The following is an 18476-nucleotide window of genomic DNA, read 5'->3' on the forward strand; positions in this document are numbered from 1 at the left end:
TTGATGAGGCGGCCTACCTGCTCAACCTGAGCTGCGGCTTGGCCTACCAGCGCGTCCGCGAGGGCCTCACTCCCGCAAAGCGCGTCAGCCGCCACCGGCTCGTGATTGGGCACGAGATCACGACGGCTGCGCACGACGCGTCAGTCATGCAGACCCACGTACTCCCCAGAGGGAAGCTGGCCACTGTCCAAGATCGACGAACTCCCGGTGCAGAAGTGGGTCACTGACCTGGCTGGTCACCGATCACGGCCCGTCCTGTCGAAGTGCCTGCAACTGGCCTCAGCAGTACTGCGGTCCGCCGTGCGAAACCAGCTCATCGGGACGAACCCATGTGAAGGAGTGCGGTTCCCGAAGCTGCGGAAGCGCGACACCGAAGGACAGATCATCAGCCGCGACGACTTCCGGATCGCGCTACTACCGGCGGTGCCCGATCGATACCGGGCAGTGGTCACCCTCGCTGCCGGTGCCGGTCTGCGGTGGGGTGAGGCGATCGGCACCCGTGATGATGCGTTGGACCGCTGACGATGACCGAATCCTGAAGGCATTGGACGACCCGGAAGGCAAACCTGAGCCTCAATCCACCGAGGATTGTGATCTGAAATGTCTCCAGACATGAAAGCAGATGCCCTCTGAACTGCGATAATGGGACTTGCGACGGTTCCATCAACGCGTGAGCAAAGGACATCTGCCAAGTGCGATCCTCTCATACCGCCTCGGCGGTGTCGGCGCGGTTCGACGATCCGAACCTGATCGCCGACGCCGGCCTGATACCGGTGCTACGACTGGCCCGACACTGCCGCCTGCCCGAACTGGCCGCCGAGGCGATCCGCATCCCCGACGCGGACAGCGGCGGCGCCAACCCCGCCGCGAAGGTGATGTCACTGGTCGCGGCCATGGTCGCGGGCGCGGACAGCATCGACGACGTCCACCGAGTACGACATGGCGGCATGGACCTCGCGTTCGACGGGACACGCGCACCCTCCACCGTGGGCACCTTCCTGCGATCGTTCACCCACGGCCATGTCCGCCAACTCCACCAGGTGCACCGGGCGTTCCTGGCCGAACTGGCCGCCCGCACCCCGCTGCTCCCCGGCGCGGACACCGTGGCGTTCATCGATATCGACCCCACCCACAGACGGGTCTACGGGCATGCCAAACAGGGTGCCGAGCACGGCCGTCTCAAGGGACAGCGCACCCTGCATCCGTTGGTGGCGGTGGTCTCCACGCCGCTGGCCCGGCCGGTGATCGCCGCGGTGCGGATGCGACGCGGCAAAGCCGCCGACGTGCGCGGCGCGGAGTCCTTCGTCGCCGAAGCCCTCGCCGTCGCCGCCCAGATCGGCTGCACCGGGATACGGATCGTCCGCGCGGACGCGAAGTTCTACACCGCCGACGTGGTCGCGGCCTGCCGCCGGGCCGGCGCCCGTTTCTCGTTGACCACCGGCACGAACCCCTCCATCACCGCCGCGATCACCACGATCGCCGACCACGCGTGGATCCCGATCCGCTACCCGAACGCGATCGAGGACCCCGACACCGGCGAGTTGATCTCCGACGCCGAGGTCGCCGAAATCCCGTGCTACACCGCGTTCACCGGACGCCGTAAAACCGAGCGGGTCACCGCCACGTTGATGGTGCGCCGCGTGAAACGCTTGAACACCACGACATCGGCGGGGCAGACCGAACTGTTCCCCGCCTACCGTTACCACACGGTGTTCACCGACAGCCCTTTCGAACTCGTGCCCGCCGAAGCCGACCACCGCCGGCACGCGGTCATCGAACAGGTCATCGCCGACGGCAAAGCCGGCCCGCTGGCGCACCTGCCCTCGGGACATTTCCAGGCCAACGCGGCCTGGCTGACCTGCTGGGCGATCACCCACAACCTGCTACGGGCCGCCGGGTCGTTGGCATCGGTCTTCCACACCAAGGCCACCACCGCGACCCTCCGCGCCCATCTGATCGCCGTGCCGGCCCGCCTGGCCCGCTCCGCCCGCTGCTATCTCACCGTTCACCTGCCCCGGCACTGGCCCTGGCGGGACGCCCGGCAACAACTCTTCGACGCCGTTCACCCCGATGCGGTTCACGTCGCACCGCCACCATCGGCCTGACCCGACCTGTCCACCCGCCCCGCGAGGGCCCGACATCCCGACCACAGTGGAAATGCTGGACAGACCAGCGGATCACGCCTGTCCTCATCTCCGGCCATCACCCACAAACCACGACATGATCATTCCGGAATCACATCGGTGGATCAGGGCTCAGTGACGGGGGCACCGCGATGGAACCGCCGCTGAACATCCTGTGGATCCGACCGAAGGGCTACATCTCGTTCTGCCACGAGCAGCCGGCACTCGGGGCTACAGTTGTCTTCCAATTTCCAACCAGGCATCGACTTCACGCCTCAGATTCCCATTCAACACACCAGGGTAGACCCACGGCAAAGCGGACAAGATCAACTCTACATCTTGCAGTGCAGAAAACTTGACATCCTCCGCATTGTTAACAGCAAACACCTTGCCGACAGGTGCATAAAATTCATCACCAGCAGTCAGGTACTCTGCCTTCCGAATTACGGACTCTTCCAAAGCACGTTCACGCGAGAAAGGCATTGCGTTAAGTGCCCACTCCATAGCCCCGTCCGGCATAATAAGTGCAGGCAGATCGACAATCGGCGGTTCAAATCGACGCGCGATCGTCGCCAACCGCAATAGCCAATACACTCCCATTGACGGCCTGACTCCTCCCGTGGTTACCGCCAGTTTAACAATCTCCGCACCGACCGTAAAATCACGTAGACGCCACTCGGGGGCAACATCACGCAAAGGACTCAAGCTAATTTCGAGGGATTCGAAAATCGCCATCCACCATTGCGGAAAGGTCTCATCCGGAAAACGTCTTCCAATCCATTCGGAAATCTCACCGACCGGGATTCCCCGAATTTCATGAAGATCAGAATCGACTCCCATTTACGGAGCCCTCCCACCGTAATCCCTAATCACTGCCAATGGAACCCGAATTCCGACCCCAGCGAAGGCGTCCACACCTTGCGCAATGAAGGCGGCGGCACACTGCACGCAAGGTGGCGTATAGTGCCCCGTGAAGTTGTCGAACGACGTAATCGCACCACCATTTCGAAATGTCACCTGACCTGCACCGATCACAGGTTTGCCGCCACTGGCGACGGTGTGATGTATACCAGGGGCCGACCTAACCATGTTCAGGTTTCCCGCTTCTCCAACGGTCCAAAGAAAGTTTCCACCTTCAGATGCCGCCTGTGAGAAATTGGACGATCCAGCAATAATTGGAGATACTCCAGCAAAGTCAGCTTCCATCATTTCCAGCCCAAGGTCATCGGGCCTACTGTTGGAGATTGATCCGGTTCCACAATTATGGACGAGCACCGGAACGGCACCCGCAAGTACATAATAGGCATGAAGGCCGTCAACTGTCAGGTTGTAGACAGTCCGAACTTCAGGCCACGATCGCGTATCAAGCACAGGAAGGACAGCCCCGCTGTCTGACAGCAACCGGCTGTCCGACCCGAGTTTATGAGCCTCAAGCCAACGACCTTGACTTTCACTCCAGAACGGGTGCCCAGAAGTGGCCTTCACCGTGCCGGTCCGGTCACCGGTGTCGCCGTCGACATCCACCGTTACCGCAACCAGTTTTTTCTGTTCGGTGGCGTTCCGGACCTCGGTCACCTCGCGCGGTCCGCTCTCGTGGGTGGTCGGATCCGTGGCCCAGACGGCATCTCCAACTCGAAGATCCTTGATCTGGCGACGAGATCTATCGGCCATGACCACTTCGGTGTCACCAGTGAAGCTGTTGGTGGCCTTGCACACTGACGCGAGATCGTCGGTGACTTTTCGCCCCTTGTTGACCGCCTTGCCTGCGGTCGCGCCCCAACCCAGAAATGGGATCATTCCCGCCGCAGACAAGCCCGCGTTGAGGTAGTCTCCTTCGGCCAAATACCACAGCGCGTTCACACCATCGGCGATCTCACCGAACCCAGGGACCATGCCCAGGACATCCAACGCGGTATGCCCGATATCGCCAACTGTCAGATTGTCAAAGGCTCGACCTATCGACCCGAAAGGGTCATCGGCAAAATCTGAGACACTATCCCAGAAACCCTTGCCACTCCCGCTCGACTCAAGCCCTGAAAGCCCTGGCGTGTCGACGGATCGGACGATCGGTTCATCTCCGACCAGAGCCTGCTTCTCCTGGTCGTATCCGGGCTGCTGATCGACAATCTCACTCGAACCCGGATGCCCCGCCGGAGCCTGAGGAGTGCTCGAGACAGGACTGTCGAAGGTCGATCCCGTAGGCCCTGCGAACAAGGGTTGGACTGCCGCAGGCAACGTCGGCAGTGGATTGTTCTTCGCTACGTGCGCAGCATCATCACGCGCTTGATCAGTCGTCTTGCCTTGCCCAGGGCTATTTTGCCCATTACCCCCAGGCACTACCCCTCCGCTCAGCGGAATCTGAGGAGGGCCGAAACCGATCCTGCCAAGGTTGTCGAGGAAGTTTCCAAAAGTCGACCAGAAGTCACCGATAAGCGAAAGTTGAACATTCTTGTCCGGCGGCTGGACTGCGCAACCTTGATGGAATCGCGGATCGCAGACTCCTCCACGCCCAGGCCCACCCTTGCACGAAACGTACCCATGATTTGCTATTTGACAATCAAAGTATTCATGTCCGTTAATATCAGTATTGACCAGCGGCGCCCCTCCGCCGTATGTATAACGATTTGTGCGCATGGACGGCGAAGACGGCAGCGAAATATTGTCACGCGCGGTGAATCCGCCGGTACCGGGGTCGTACCAGCGAGCCCCCATGTCTACTTCACCGGTATCGGGGTCGGTCCAGTCACTCTGGAACCCCAGCGGCGACTTCGTTCCGCTGCTCGCCACTGATTTGCCGAACGGGTCGTAGGCCGCCGAGCTGGTCAACGCGGTGACGGTCGCGGACGGGTCGAAGGCGCCGACCACGTCGCCGTGGTTGTCAGTGACCGCAAGCCGTTTCTCGGTGCCCTTACCTAGTGAGACCAGGTCGCCGCCGGGGCCGCGCCCGAACGTCGTGGTCCCGTCCGAAGCCAGATCCAGGCCTGTTCCGCGGTAGCTGAACACGAACCCGTCACGGGTGACCATCCGGTCCAGGCCGTCGTAGGCGTAGGTGGTGCTGTCGTGCTTGACCGCGCGGTCGAACGCGTCGAAGCCGTACTGCTCGACCAGACCGGAACTGGTACGCGTCGCCATCGTGCCGCGCGCGGACCAACTGTAGGTGTAGTCGCCATCGGAGGTCAGGCGGTTGCGGGCGTCGTACACCGACGTCTTCGTCCCGACCTTGGTCCGGTTCCCTGCGTCGTCCCACTCGTACCCGGTCGTCGTCCCACCACCGGTCCACGAGGTGAGCCTGCCCGCGCGGTCGTAGGCGTAGGTGTTGGCTCCCGCTCCCGCTGTACCCGCGGTTGTCTTGCCCTTCAGCTGGTTGGCGACGTCGTAGTCGTAAGTGATGCCCGCGACCACGGCGTTGGCCGAGTTCTTGGTGGTATCGGTGCGCGGACGGCCGAAGTCGTCGTACCCGTAGGTCCGCAGGCTGCCATTGCCGTAGTTGACGGTCTCGACCTGGTCGGCGCCGTTGTAGCCGAGGGTCTGGGTGGCGCCGGTAATATCGTCCTTGACCGTGGCGACCCTGCCCGCGTTGTACGTGTAGATCGCGGTTCCCGAGGCGTCGGTGAGCTTCGTAGGCCTGCCGTTGCCGTCGTAGTCGGTGGTCGTGGTCCCCGATGGCCCGGTGACGCCGAGGACGAGTCCGCGGTCGTTGTAGGTGATGGCGTTCGTCCCACCGGGCGCATCGAATGTCTTGAGCCTGTTCGCGGCGTCGTAGGTCAGTGTCCTGGTCGCGGTCGCAACCTCGGCGCCCACGCCGGTCTCGGACTTCAGGCGGTTGAGGCCGTCGAAGGTACGGGTCCTCGTGACGCCGCCTGGTGCCCGGTCCGAGGTGGAGTTCCCCGCGAGGTCGTAGCCGATCGTCCACGTCCGGTCGGTCGCCGCGGGGTGTGTCGGTGTGGAGGGTTCGATGACGGACTCGGGCAGTCCGAGGCTGTTGGTGGTGAAGATGGTGGCGTTGCCGCGGCCGTCGGTGTAGCGGGTGCGGCTACCCGAGGCGTCGTAGCCGAAGCTCGTCGTGATCGTGTGGCCGTCGGCCACGGGCTCGACTTGGGTGGTCAGTCTGCTGCCCGCGTCGTAGGTGAGCGTGGTGGTGTCGTTGAGCGCGTTCCGGGCTTCGGTGAGGTTGCCGACAGCGTCGTACTTGGCGGCGGTCTGCCGGAGGATCTGCTCCTGCGCGCCGAGCTGGTAGGTGCCGGTGTTGCGGCCTGCCTGATCGAAAGCCAGGTAAGTCGTGCGGTTGAGCCCGTCCGAGGAACGGACCTGCCTGCCCGCGAAGTCATAGCCCGTCTTGCTGACGACTCCGGATGGAGCGGTGGTCGTGGTGGGCTGCCCGAGCTGGTCATATCCGAACGCGGTGATCTCACCGACGGGCGTCTTCACACTCGTGAGGTCACTGGAGTCGTTGTAGCTCAACGTGGTCGTGTACGCGGCCGGGGTGGGCTCGCGCTCGAGACTGGTCGACGTGATCCGGCGGCCGAGGTCGTCGTAGGTGTACTGCACGCGGCCACCGGTGGGATCGGTGATCGACAGCGGTTCGCCGGTGCGGGTGTAGCCGAACTGCTTGACGTCCTTGGTGACCAAGGGGTTGTCCGGGTCCGACAGAAGTTGGCGAACCAGGTGCTGGAGCTGGTCGTACCGGTATTCGGTCACCGCGCCACGCGGGTCGGTCGTCTTGCGCACGTTGCCCATGGCGTCGTACTCGTAGCGCAGCACGGCCTTGCCCGCCGTGGCCTCTCCCGGCTTGGTGTAGTCGGGCGACTCGACGCGCTGCGGACGACCGAGCAGATCCCGCACTGTCGTGGCGATCCGCCCGTTGGGGTCCTTGGTGTGGGTGACCATGCCGAAGCTGTCGAGGCCGATGGACGCAGTGGGACGCAACGGAGTGGCCGTGCTTCCAGCACTTTCCACGTGGACGGACGCGCCGGTGGTGGAGGTCGAACGGCCCATCTCGTCGTAGCCGAAGTCGGTGGTGAAAGGCTCCGGCGCCACGCCAGTGAGGTTCCCGCGGGCGTCGGTGGTGGACCGCACCAGCCCTCGGTCGTCGACACGGTAGGTCGTCTTATAGCGGTCGGCTCCATTGTAGATGGTCTCGCTGGTGCGACGCCCGGCCGCGTCGTAGCCGAAGTCCAGGATCACGGACTTGCCCGCGACGTCCATGCCGACGCTGTTGGAGCTCAGCCCGGTCTGCGTCACCTTGGTGACGTTGCCCATGACGTCGTAGTCGTACGCGGATCGTCGAGCGAGGCCGGTGGGATCGGCCATCGTGGCTTTCACACGTCCAACCGAGTCGTATTCCGTGGTCTGGACGCGGTTGCCGGGGGTGGTGTGCTTGACCGGACGACCGGCCTGGTCGTACTCGAAGCTCTCCAGCACGAGGTCGCGCACCGGTTTGGTCGAGTCGGCGGGGTCGTGCAGGTCCTTGGCGGTGACCGTGCGGAGCATGTCGTCGGTGAAGTAGTCGTAGCGCAGCTTCCGGCCCATCGCGTCGACGGACCTGGTGATCCGACCGGCCATGTCGTAGGCGAAGGCCTGGACGATGAGGGTCTCCCCCGGCTGCTTCGGACCTTCCCCATCGCCTCCGCCGCTTCCCGGCTGCACGGGATCGCCGTGCCAGGAACGCAATCGGACCTCGGCGACCTTGTTGCGGGCGGTGTACCCGTACTCGTACTTGTTGCCGCCAGCGTCGACCATCCAGGTCCGGTTGCCGAACACGTCGTAGCCGTAGAACGTCTCGTTGCCCGCCGCGTCCTTGACCGATCCGACTCGGCCGCAGTCGTCGTAGCCCATGGTCGAGGACCTGGTGGCGTCGCCGCCGGTGAGGTCGGCGAGGGTCACGACCGTGGCCCTGCCGTCGGTGTCGTAGTCGGTGGTGCTGCGCAGGGTGTGCTTCACACCGGTGACGGCGTTGGTAGTCGCCGGATTGGTGATGGTCTTGGTCCGGGAGAGTTCGTCGTAGGTGTACAGGGTGGTCAAGCCTGCGGGGAAGGCGGTGGAGATCTGCTTCTCGCTGGACTTGCGGCCGAGCACGTCGTAGGTGAACTCGCTGATCAGACCGGCGGCGTTCGTCACCCTGGCGAGGTCGCCGTTGCGGTAGTACTGGTACTTGACGACGGCGGTACCCGGTCCGGTGGTCGTCGCGACCAGGCCCTCGGGTGCACTTCCGTCACCCACGGCGGGCGTCGCGTTGGAAGGCAGCGTGTAGGTGTGGACGACCGTCGAGTTGTCCGGCAAGGTCTGCTTGAGCAGCAGGCCCCGTTTGCCGCTGGTGCTGTACTCGTAACGGGTCAGGAACCGGTTGTCGGTGGCACTGGTGGACCGGGGATCACGTGATTCGGTGAGCTTGTCGTTGGCCGGGTCGGTAATGTCGCTGGTGTTCGGGTAGTAGCCGGAGTACGAGGTCTGGCAGTTGCTCGACGCGACGCGGCAGGTCTTCTTGGAGATGAGGTTGCCGCGGACGTCGTTGGTGAGGACGACCTGGTTGCCGTTCTCGTCGGTGATGGTGTTCTGGAAGCCTTGGGCGTCGTAGTCGAAGGTGCGTGACCCTTGGCCTTTGGCGGGGCCGCCGATCCAGCCGCCGCCAGGCTGTGCCGGGCCGCCGCAGACGATCGGCCCCTCGGGAGATGTCGTCGTCGGGCAGGCGGGTGTCGGCGGTGAGGGTTGTCCCGACGGGTCGCGCACATCCTCGTCGCGCAACCCTTGCCCCAGTGGCGCGCTGTAGCGCAGGATCCGTCCGCGTTGTGGGTCGAAGTCGTAGAAGTGGTACCGGTTTCCGGGGTCCGTGACGCGTGTAGTGCGCACCAGGTTCTGCTCGTTGCCGGTCACCGCGGGGACGGCGAGTTTCCAGGTACCACCGTTGTCGTCGGTGTACTCGCGCAGCCGGTCGAACACGTCGTCGTAGATCATCTGCGCAGATACACGCCCGGTGGGCAGGGTGAGCTTGGTGAGCTGGTCCGATGGCGAGCGGGCTTGGAAGTGCGACTTCACAGCGGTTAAGCCGAGCGGGTGTTCATAGTAGGCGACCTCGTCGATCTGCCCGTCGAAGAACCGGCGCGCTTGCGTTCCCCACCCCGGCCACGCCTGCGGCGGAACGGTGTAGGCGGCGCCGATCTGGTTATAGAGGACGTCGTCGTGGTCGATCTCCCCAGCCTGGGTACCTACGACATTGCCGTCCAGGAACAACGTCTGGGTCGCCAACGAGCCGGAGAGCACGACGTGGTGCCACTGGTTGTCATTCACCGACGTGGTCGAGGTGATCGGGTGGGCGCCGCCGTTCCAGAACTGGCCGCGCAGCTTGCCGTCCTGGCCGACGTAGAGCGTCGGGACCGCGCCGGCGGAGGTCTGGTCGATGGGCGCCTTCTGGTTGCCGAACAGCGGTCCACCGTTGGTGGTCTTGAACCACATCTCGATGGCGAGGTCGCGGTTCTTACGCATCGTCCCGTCGGGCAACGTGATCACCGAAGACGTGCCGTTGAACGTTTTGGCCCCGTCACCAGTGCCGTTGATCGCGCCTACGGAAAGGGCGACATCCTTTGCCGTCCCGTTGTCCTTGCCGAGGTTGGTGCGGATCTGGCTCTCGGCCGTCGTACCGGACACCTCACCGAGCCGGTAGTAGGAACCGGGCCTGGAGTCCGCGACGACGCTGCGGTAGTGAGACCCTTGTCCGTAGCCGTACTGGGCGCATCCGTTCCTGGGGTCGCAGACCTTCTCCAAGCGGTCACCGACGTAGGTGTAAGTCCATGTGAACTGCGTGCCGTCGATCACGTCGGTCTTCACCGTGGCGACATGCGCACCATTCCAGGTGAAGTTCAGTCCGCGACCGCTTCGGATGCTGACCGCGCGTTGGACGTGCCCTTGTGTGTCGTACTCGATGGCGACCTCTTGGCCGGCTTCGTCCAAAATCTTGGAGAGCTTGCCGTCGGGGCGGAAGCGGTAGATGGTGAACGACTTGTCAACCAGGACCCAGCCGCCACCGGCCTCCGGGACCTCGCTGCGGAAGTTGGCGGCGCGGCCGGGTGGCGGCGCGAACGACCCATCCGGGTTGAGACCGAAGCGGACTTGCTGCCCATCGGGGTAGACGACCACCACGTTGCCAGAACCGTCGCCGTCCGGCATAACGCTCATGTCATAGCGGGTGGACCAGCCAGCGCCGAAGGCGAGGTCTCTACGAGGGTCCAGGCTGTTGTACGTGCGGACCACGTTGAGGCTGGGACCGCTGACGGTGACGGTGGCGTCGATGGCGCTGGCGAAGTAGTTGCCCGTCTGCGGGTCGAAGGCCTTGCTCACGCCGCTGTAGGGCGCGTTGGACAAGTGCGAGGTGATCTCCGGCTGGGGAACCGCCGTGAGCAGGTGACTCGGAGGCAGCGCTTCGCTTTCAAGCTGGCCGTCGAACCCGAACGCCCGCCACTGGTAGTCCTTGCTCCACCGCAGGACCCCCGCCGGGACCATCCATGTGCGATCACTGACGTAGCCGGAGCCGAAGCAGTTGACGCCGACGTTGTCGACGTAGTTCTCGCAGATCTCGAACCGGTATTGCGGCTTGAGATCGGGCGGCGAGTCGATGTCCACGGCGTCGACCCAGAACTGCGGGGTGAGGGTTTGCGCGGAGTACCCGTTGGGTGGGTACTGCTTCTTGATGATCGGCCGCAGGTTCTGCACCTGGAAGGAGATCCGGGCGGGCGGGATCTGCTCGTCGGTGAAGAAGGTGACACCCTTGTGCACCATGCTGAAGTCGAGCATGTAGTCGCCGGGCGTCAGCGCATTGATGTGCGCGTCCAAGGTGACCGAATCACCTCGGGGAACGTCATGGGGCAACTGGGCGCTGTCCTCGTTGACGCCGTACGGACTGCCCTGTCCCTTGTAGGCGCGGTAGCCCAGCGAGAACGTCGACGGGGTCCAGGTCTGGGAGCCGCGGTTGGTGACGGTGATCTTGACGTCGCCACCCTGCTGCGAGTGCACCGGAGGCTCCGGCACACCGCGGTCGATGCGGTACTCGGCGTCGTAGGGGGTGTGCGTGACGAACAGCTTCGGCGGGTTGGCGGTGCCGTGGCCGGTGAACTTCTTCCAGCCGAACGCGTCGGTCTCCGAGGCCCGGACGCTGAGGCCGTAGTTGTCCTGGGCGCCGGTGACCCACCGCTGCACCAAGTCGCGGCCGCCGACCCCGAGGTCGATCACCTCGGACGCGGTGGGGCAGCTCGACGAGGTCTGCCCGGCGGCGATGAACCCATGTGCGAAAGAAGCCTCGGCCAGCGCCGGACCGACCGACGGACCGGGGAAGCCGCCTGAGACACCCCAGGCCTGGGTGACGGCGTGCACGGTGATCGGACGTGGCTGGCAGGACCAGGACCAGTAGTTGGTCAGGTAGAGCTGGGCGCCGAAGATCTTGTGGTTGCGCAGCTCGTTCTCGATGTTGTCGAACGCCAGGTAGGTCGCGGCCTTCGAACCACCGCTGAACCCGGTCTTGAGATCCGACGCGCCGTCGACGCGCGCCGCATTCTCCACGAACATGCTGGAGTTGCTGTTCTTCTGCTGCACCGTCGGGTCGACCAGCACCGGGTACTTGCGCGCGGGATCCTTCAGCCACGCGGAGTCAAGATCCACCTTGAGCGCGGGTTTTCCCGCGTCGTCGACGATCGAATAGGTCACGCCGTGCGAGGTGGCAGGCTCACCGCTGCGCGGATCGACTGTGGAGTCGGTCATGAAGCCGCGCGGGATGATCGCTCGCTCGAGTCCCTCCGTGTCCTTGAGGACCACGCGACCGTCGATCACCTGGGCGGTCAGCCCTTTGAGGCGCAACGGAAAGACCCACGAGTGCGAAGACGTGGGTGAGTCGAGGACGACGATCTCCTTGACCGCACCTGCCTGGGACTCCAACCGGAGATCCGCTCCTGGCAAGACATCCGGATAGGTGATCGCGTTGCCCTCGACCACACCGGTCGAGGCGGCTGTCCCGCGTAGCCCGTAGGACAATTCGTGCTCGTCGTCGAGCCGCATCGTGACGGTCGAGTCGGGGGTGGACTGGCGGGAGAAACGCAGCTCGACGTCATCGGCTCGGTTGCGCCAACCGTCCCGGCCCGCCTCGACGATCGACGGGTCGATGGGACGCCAGGTCCCGTCCCGATCCTGGTAGTTCACCGGTTCGCGGTTGAACTCGGTCGTCAGGGTGCCGTCGGTGTTGCGGTAGGTCCGGTCGAACTCGCCGCGCTTGTCGACGTCCTCACGGCTGGTGGCCTGGTCGAAACCGCGAACAGTCGACGGCCCCTTGGACACGTCAACCTCATTGGCCGGTGCACCGATCATCTTCTGACCGTCGATCGGCGGGTACTTCGACTGCAGCGACTTGGCTTCCGCTTCGTTCGGTGGGGTGTCGGAGACCTCGTGGGCTTCGCCGTCGGCAGAGTCCCAGCGCTGGTCGGGCGCCATCGCCATCGCCTGGGCGATCTCCCGTTGAGCCCACTCCATCGGTGGGATCACCTGCGAAGCGGGTGGACCGAACACGCCAATCGACACCACTACGACTAATGACGCACTGATCAGCCGCCGAATGGACGATCTGCGCCGATAGCCGATACCACGATTACGAGGCATAACGAAGTCTTCCCCCACCCCTTGCACGCCGGAAACACGCTGCCCCCCTTGGCGCGCACCGCAGACATTGCAGGAAGTCGGCCACGTTAGCAAGCCCTCGGTTCGGAACAGTGACTCGTATCAGTCATCGATTAATTGCGCAATCGACCACCTGCATGATGCCTTTGAACACGCTCAGCAGCCGATACCGACATCCGGGCGATCCTGCAGGGCGACCAGGGTCGAATTCCACCTCGCGGGATACCGTCCGCATCAGCGGGCAAGCCGCCGCGCTCGATTGCCTGCACAGGGCAACCAGCCCTGTCCAAGGTGTGTCCAAATGGGGGGATCCTGTTTCGGTGCGCCCGGATGAACAGGAAATGAATGAAGAAGACAACAGGGGAAAGCGGTAGAAAAACCAGACGTTTCGCCGTGGCATCAGTAGCCATGACGCTCGTCGCACCGATTTTGCTCACATCACCACAAATAGCATCGGCGGACACCACCCTGGTCTGCCGATCGGGCGTCTCGGTCTACACCACCCGCCCCAACGGTGATTTCTACATCCACCAGCACGAAGAGCCCGAGACAGGCCTCATCTCGTGGACCGGAGGCGCGCAGCAAGGAACGGACTGGCACGGCAAGACCTTCGCCGGACCGGACGGCATCATCTACAACATCACCGACACGGGAGCATTGAACCGCTTCCGCTGGGCACCGGGATGGGAGAACGGCGGCGCGGTCCAACAGATCGGCAGTGATTGGGGCGTCTTCACCACCGCCGAGTACCGCAACCGGATCACGGTGGACGAGACCGGTCGCATCTACGCCGTCAACGAGGCCGGACAGCTCAAGTCCTACCTGTGGATGGGCACGGAGTGGGCGAACCCGGACGGCGACGTGGTCGACACCGGTTGGGGTCAGTACGACCTCATCGTCGCCGCGGGCAACGGAGTGATCTTCGCGCGCAAGCCGAACGGCGACCTGTTCCGCTACCGGTACCACACCGAATCCCAGCGGTGGATCCAGTACAACCTGTCGGTGGACAGCGGGTGGGACATCTTCAGCAAGGTGTTCTCCCCTGGCGGTGACCTGCTCTACGGCATCCGGGCCGACGGCGACGGCAGCGATGGCGACCTGCTCTGGTACCGCTACCTCGAAGACACCAACACCTGGGTTGACTCCGGGGTCGGCAAGTTCATCGGCAGCGGGTGGCAGAACGACGAGGACACGGTCGCGATCAGCGACGGGTGCAAACTGTCCGCCACACCGTTCCCGCAACGCGTCACCGCCGCGCCGCGGCCGTTGGCGCCGACCAGGGCGGTCCTCGGCCGCAACTCCGTGCCGCACTACTTCTACACCAACAACCTGGGTCAACAGATCCACCTGTCCCAACCGGATCCGACCAACCCGCAGACGATCGACTACTGGACGCCGCTGGGCAGCGAACTGACCAACACCCCGTCGGTCGTCACCGGGCAGACCGGCAGGCTGTTGTCGTTCGCCCTCGGGCAGGACGGCGACACGAGGTCGACTCTGGAACCCGAGACCGGGTTCATCGGCCTTGAGCCCGTCAGCATCGGCGGCTGGACGTCCGGTCCCGCAGACTTCGCCCGCAACTCCAGCGGAATCATCCGGGGATTCGCCGTCGACGCCAACGGAAAGCTGTGGACTCGAACGCAGTCCGCTGTGGATGGACCGTTCGCCGGTTGGCGCGACCTCGGCACCATCAGCGGTGGACTCTCGGACTTCGTCGTCATCCCGTCGGGCACCGCGTTCGAGATCGTCGGTCGTGCCGTCAACGGAAACGTCAAAGCGGCTCGCTTCACCACCACTCTCGCCGCCTGGCGCAACGTCGCGGGCGGCGCGATCGCCGGACGCCCTGCCGCGCTGGTCAACCCGGACGGTCGCTTGCAGGTCTACGCGACCCGCACCGACGGGACGGTGGCTACCCAACGCGAAACCGCCACGGGTTTCCCCGGCACATGGCAAACGATCACCGGCCTCACCGCCAACGGAGCACCTGCCGCGGTGACCGGCGGGAGCGGCGTGGTGAAGGTCGCCGTACGCGGCAACGACAACTACATCTACACCACCGAGCAAACAGCTCCCGGCGGAACCGCCTACCGCGCCTGGACCGCGCTCGCCGACAACCAAACCCAAACCCGCTACCCCTCGGACACGGATCCGGCAGCCGTCAAGGCAACCTCCGGCGCTGTGCTGATCACGTTCCGGAACTCCGACGAGACCTCGTTCTTCTACCAGTCCGTGTCGGCGCAAGCCACCACGAGCAAGACGACTACCGAACAAACCACCTATGCGGGAGGACCCGCGACGAAGAAGTAGGCCGTGGGTGGGGCGCGGTCAAACCGCGCCCCACCGCCAACACTCCGGGCGGTCGGGTCGCCCAGGGGAATCGCACCCCTGGGCTCCCACAGATCCGTACGTGACAGTCTCCCGTCATACGGCTCTTATCATCCTGATCACCAGATCGAATGGACCCATCTCCACTGAGCGAACAGGTTCGGCCACGTAGCGGTCACCTGTTTCCATCGCTTGTGGAACTTCTTGAAGGTCCTGACCTTCCGATACTTCTTGCGGACCCAGCGCATCAGGTAGTAGTTGACACGCCTCAGCAAGGGATACAGCGCAGTCTGGTAGAACGCGCCGTAGTACTGCATCCAACCGCGCACGACCGGGTTGATCTCCCGGGCGAGTTCGGCGAAAGTACGGCCGGTGCGTAGATGTAGCCGCCAGGCTCGCACCTGCGCACTCATCTTCTTGAGGGCATCCTTACTGACCGCGGGCAGGAACGAAGTGAATATCTCCCCGTTCTTGCCCCGCGCCCCGCGGGCGTGGAAAGTGAACCCCAAGAACGTGAACGACGTCACCGGGTGATCCCGACTGCGTTTCCCGTCCTTGCAGTACACCACCTTGGTCTTGTCCGGATGCAACCGCAACCCGACTTCGACCATCCGTTCCCCGATCGCCTCGACCAGCATGCGCGCCTGACGTTCACTGACGCAATGCACAACCGCATCGTCGACGTAACGTTCAAAAGTGACACCCGGAAAGTTCCGGGACATCCACGTATCGAACGCATAATGAAGAAACAGATTCGCCAATACGGGTGACACCGCTGACCCCTGTGGGGTTCCCCGGTCTCGCTGCAGCAAGGTCCCGTCGGGCCGCTGCAACGGCACAGCAAGCCACCGTTTCACATACAGCAGCACCCAACGAGCGTCGGTGTGAGCCTCCACCGCCTGGACCATCAAGTCCCACGGCACACTGTCGAAGAACTTCTGGATGTCCAAATCGACCACCCAGTCCTTCTTCCAGCATCGCTTCCGGCATACCGCAACCGCGTCCAACGCCGACCGCCCCGGTCGATAGCCATAGGAATCCTGATGGAACAACGGTTCCGCCCGTTGCTCCAGATGCCTGGCCACCACCGTTTGGGCGATTCTGTCAGCCACAGTGGGCACGCCGAGCGTTCTTGTGCCGCCTGGTTTCGGTATCTCTACCGCCAGAACCGGGGGCGGGAAATAGCTGCCCGATGACATCCGATTCCAGATCTTCGCGAGATTTCTCTTCAGATCCTTCTCGAATTCCTCGATCGTGCACCCATCCACCCCCGGAGCACCCCCATTGGCCTTCACCTTCAGGTATGCGTCCCAAACCTCCCGCTTCGAAATGTCGAACGGTTTCACTGAGATGATCTCAGCGAGTTTCAGGTGAGTCGTCCATGTTCGAAATGAGTGAGGACGAGGGCGGCTTTGACGATGGCGCCGATCTTGCGAGGGCTGGTGGTGAAGTGCCGTAAGGCGCGCCAGCGGCCGGTCAGCGTCGCGAATCCGCGTTCACCCAGACAGCGCAGGCCACGCAGCAGGGCATTGTAGGTGCGCGTGTCGACATCAAGTACCTGCCCGCCTGCGGGCTGCTTGACCGGTGTGAACACTCCGATGCCCGCCCCGTCGTAGCCGTTGTCGGCCAGGGTGGGCAGGTCGAGTCGGGAGGCGGCCCAGTACAGGGCGCCCAGCACGTGTTCGCGGGCCGCGGTCAGGTCGTGCACCGAGCCGGGTTCGACATCGCTGATCCACAGCGGGAAACCGTTCGGCGCCATCAGGGCCTGGATGTTGCCGCCGTGCTCGTGTGCTTTGCCGGAGTACCACCGGTCGATCTGCTCGCCTTTCGCGCTGGTGGTCTTCTCGGCGAGGCGGTCGGTGGGAAAGATCTTGCCGTCGAGAACGACGTGGGCCAGTCCCTCGTTCTTGGCGTGTCGCAATGCTGCGTGCAGGTCCGGGGCTTGCTCGGCGAGCACGGTGATGATCTCGTCGAGGTAGCGGTAGCCGGTGGCGCGGGAGATGCCGTGATCTCGGGCCAGCGCGGTGATGTCGGTGTTCTGGCGGAACCAGCGCAGGCCCATGACGGCCTGCCCGTAGCAGGTCAGCGCTCTGGCGCCCTTCCGAGTGCCACGGTCGCGGCGTTGGGTGTGGAGCAGGCGGCCCAGGTACTGGGCGAGTTCGCGGGGCACGTCGAGTGTGGCACGATAGCTGATCACGGGGAGCTTTCTGACTGGGATTTGATCTTCGCAAATCCAGTCCTATCAGAAGCTCCCCGTCCTTCTGCTCTCAGGCTCTGTTGTGCCTCGGGTCGCATGGCCAAGCGTTCGGCTGACTCCGTCAGGCCTTCAACGTTGGTGAGATCACCTCACTGATGACTTCAGCTCGTCCATACAGCTCCTCCCAGCTTCCTGGTTGACCGGACACACGAACCACGGACAATCCGGCCCCTTCGCTCCGCCCCCCACCGCGCCCAGCAGGAGTTTCACCACTACTACGAGCCAGTCCGCCGGCACACCTCGAATCGGTACTCAATCCCTCGTGGGATCTCCACTTGGGACGCTCCCTCTCGTCAGCGCTTCACCCGGAGACGAATTCGCTGTCAGTATCGGGGTATGCCTTCCCACGTTCCGCACGGAAGCAGCAGATCGGGCTCACGTCACCTCCACGCCGGACACCGCCTGGCCAATAAGCGGACACCCGCCAGGCTTATCCCAGGCCGAAAAGTAGTGCCCGGTTCTGATGTCACCTGAATATGTAACGACGCGTCAACAGTGACCCCCACATGCTGGGGGCTGCGCTCCGTCTTCCACGATCCCCACCTGACGCATCATGTGCGCCTTTTCCTGCGTCGCTCACCACCACGGTCTTCGGCCAAGGCAGCAGCAGGCGGTTTGAAATCACCCCCGCAGGGCGACTCCGAAGGGCCAACATCCTCCATCTTCCGTGCAGCACCACGATCAACTGCTCACTACCTCAAGCAGCGTCCCGTGCTCGTGGCACACCTTTTCCCATGATGTCGAGCGCCATCCGGGTCTTGGTCAGATCGGAGGTCAGCTTCTGGTTCTGGCGCCGTAGTTTCTCCAGCTCGATCTGTTCGGCGGATTTTCTCGGTGGTGTCGTCGAGGGGTCAGGGCCCGCGGGTTCACCGGTCAGGCGTCCCGCGTCGCGTGCTCTGGCCCATTCGATGATGTGGGAGGAGTAGAGGCCTTCCCTTCGCAGGATCGCGCCTTTTTCCCCGTTGGGGGCGTTCTCGTATTCGGTGACCATGTCCAGCTTGTACCGCGGGGTGAACACCCGTCGGGACGGGCGTGGTGCCGGATCAGCCTGGCGGTCGTGGTGGGAGGGCCGGGGCTGTTTGTCGGATGGCGAGGTCACGGTCATGAGGATCTCCGATCCC

General features: G+C 63.9%; 8 protein-coding genes. 3 read left to right on the forward strand and 5 right to left on the reverse strand.

The window, feature by feature from the left end:
* Positions 1-207 precede the first annotated feature (207 nt).
* Together RM788_RS12075 and RM788_RS12080 are read left to right on the forward strand one after the other, a co-directional pair.
* Complete coding sequence (locus RM788_RS12075; RefSeq protein ID WP_315931711.1) at positions 208-522, forward strand: hypothetical protein; 315 nt, start codon at positions 208-210, stop codon at positions 520-522.
* A gap of 170 nt (positions 523-692) precedes the next feature.
* Positions 693-2105: an IS1380 family transposase gene (locus RM788_RS12080; protein WP_315931712.1), complete on the forward strand. Its 1413-nt coding sequence runs from the start codon at positions 693-695 to the stop codon at positions 2103-2105.
* A 249-nt stretch (positions 2106-2354) separates the two neighbouring features.
* Here RM788_RS12080 and RM788_RS12085 read toward each other — a convergent pair whose 3' ends face one another.
* On the reverse strand, positions 2355-2963 hold the full coding sequence (locus tag RM788_RS12085; protein WP_315931713.1) for a hypothetical protein: 609 nt from the start codon (positions 2961-2963) through the stop codon (positions 2355-2357).
* Positions 2964-12629: a polymorphic toxin-type HINT domain-containing protein gene (locus tag RM788_RS12090; protein WP_315931714.1), complete on the reverse strand. Its 9666-nt coding sequence runs from the start codon at positions 12627-12629 to the stop codon at positions 2964-2966.
* 552 nt (positions 12630-13181) lie between these two features.
* Here RM788_RS12090 and RM788_RS12095 point away from each other — a divergent pair.
* The gene (locus RM788_RS12095) at positions 13182-15080 is read left to right on the forward strand and encodes a tachylectin-related carbohydrate-binding protein (protein ID WP_315931715.1); all 1899 of its coding nucleotides are present in this window, start codon (positions 13182-13184) and stop codon (positions 15078-15080) included.
* A gap of 137 nt (positions 15081-15217) precedes the next feature.
* On the opposite strand, the gene ltrA is transcribed toward RM788_RS12095, so the two are convergent.
* The 3 genes from ltrA to RM788_RS12110 form a co-directional block, all read right to left on the reverse strand.
* On the reverse strand, positions 15218-16444 hold the full coding sequence (gene ltrA / locus RM788_RS12100; protein WP_315931716.1) for a group II intron reverse transcriptase/maturase: 1227 nt from the start codon (positions 16442-16444) through the stop codon (positions 15218-15220).
* 20 nt (positions 16445-16464) lie between these two features.
* A complete protein-coding gene (locus tag RM788_RS12105) occupies positions 16465-17295 on the reverse strand; it encodes a transposase family protein (protein WP_315921658.1) in 831 nt (276 codons plus the stop codon).
* 757 nt (positions 17296-18052) lie between these two features.
* Positions 18053-18460 carry a hypothetical protein gene (locus RM788_RS12110; protein WP_315931717.1) on the reverse strand — a complete coding sequence of 136 codons (408 nt, stop codon included), beginning with the start codon at positions 18458-18460 and terminating at the stop codon, positions 18053-18055.
* Positions 18461-18476 lie beyond the last annotated feature (16 nt).

The organism is Umezawaea sp. Da 62-37, from assembly GCF_032460545.1.
In the GTDB taxonomy this organism is placed as follows: Bacteria; Actinomycetota; Actinomycetes; order Mycobacteriales; family Pseudonocardiaceae; genus Umezawaea.

Excerpts from the sequence above, each read along its gene's own strand:
- RM788_RS12085 (WP_315931713.1), bottom strand. The coding sequence starts at position 2,963 with ATGGGAGTCGATTCTGATCTTCATGAAATTCGGGGAATCCCGGTCGGT.
- RM788_RS12090 (WP_315931714.1), bottom strand. The coding sequence starts at position 12,629 with ATGGAGTGGGCTCAACGGGAGATCGCCCAGGCGATGGCGATGGCGCCC.
- RM788_RS12095 (WP_315931715.1), top strand. The coding sequence starts at position 13,182 with ATGACGCTCGTCGCACCGATTTTGCTCACATCACCACAAATAGCATCG.
- RM788_RS12110 (WP_315931717.1), bottom strand. The coding sequence starts at position 18,460 with ATGACCGTGACCTCGCCATCCGACAAACAGCCCCGGCCCTCCCACCAC.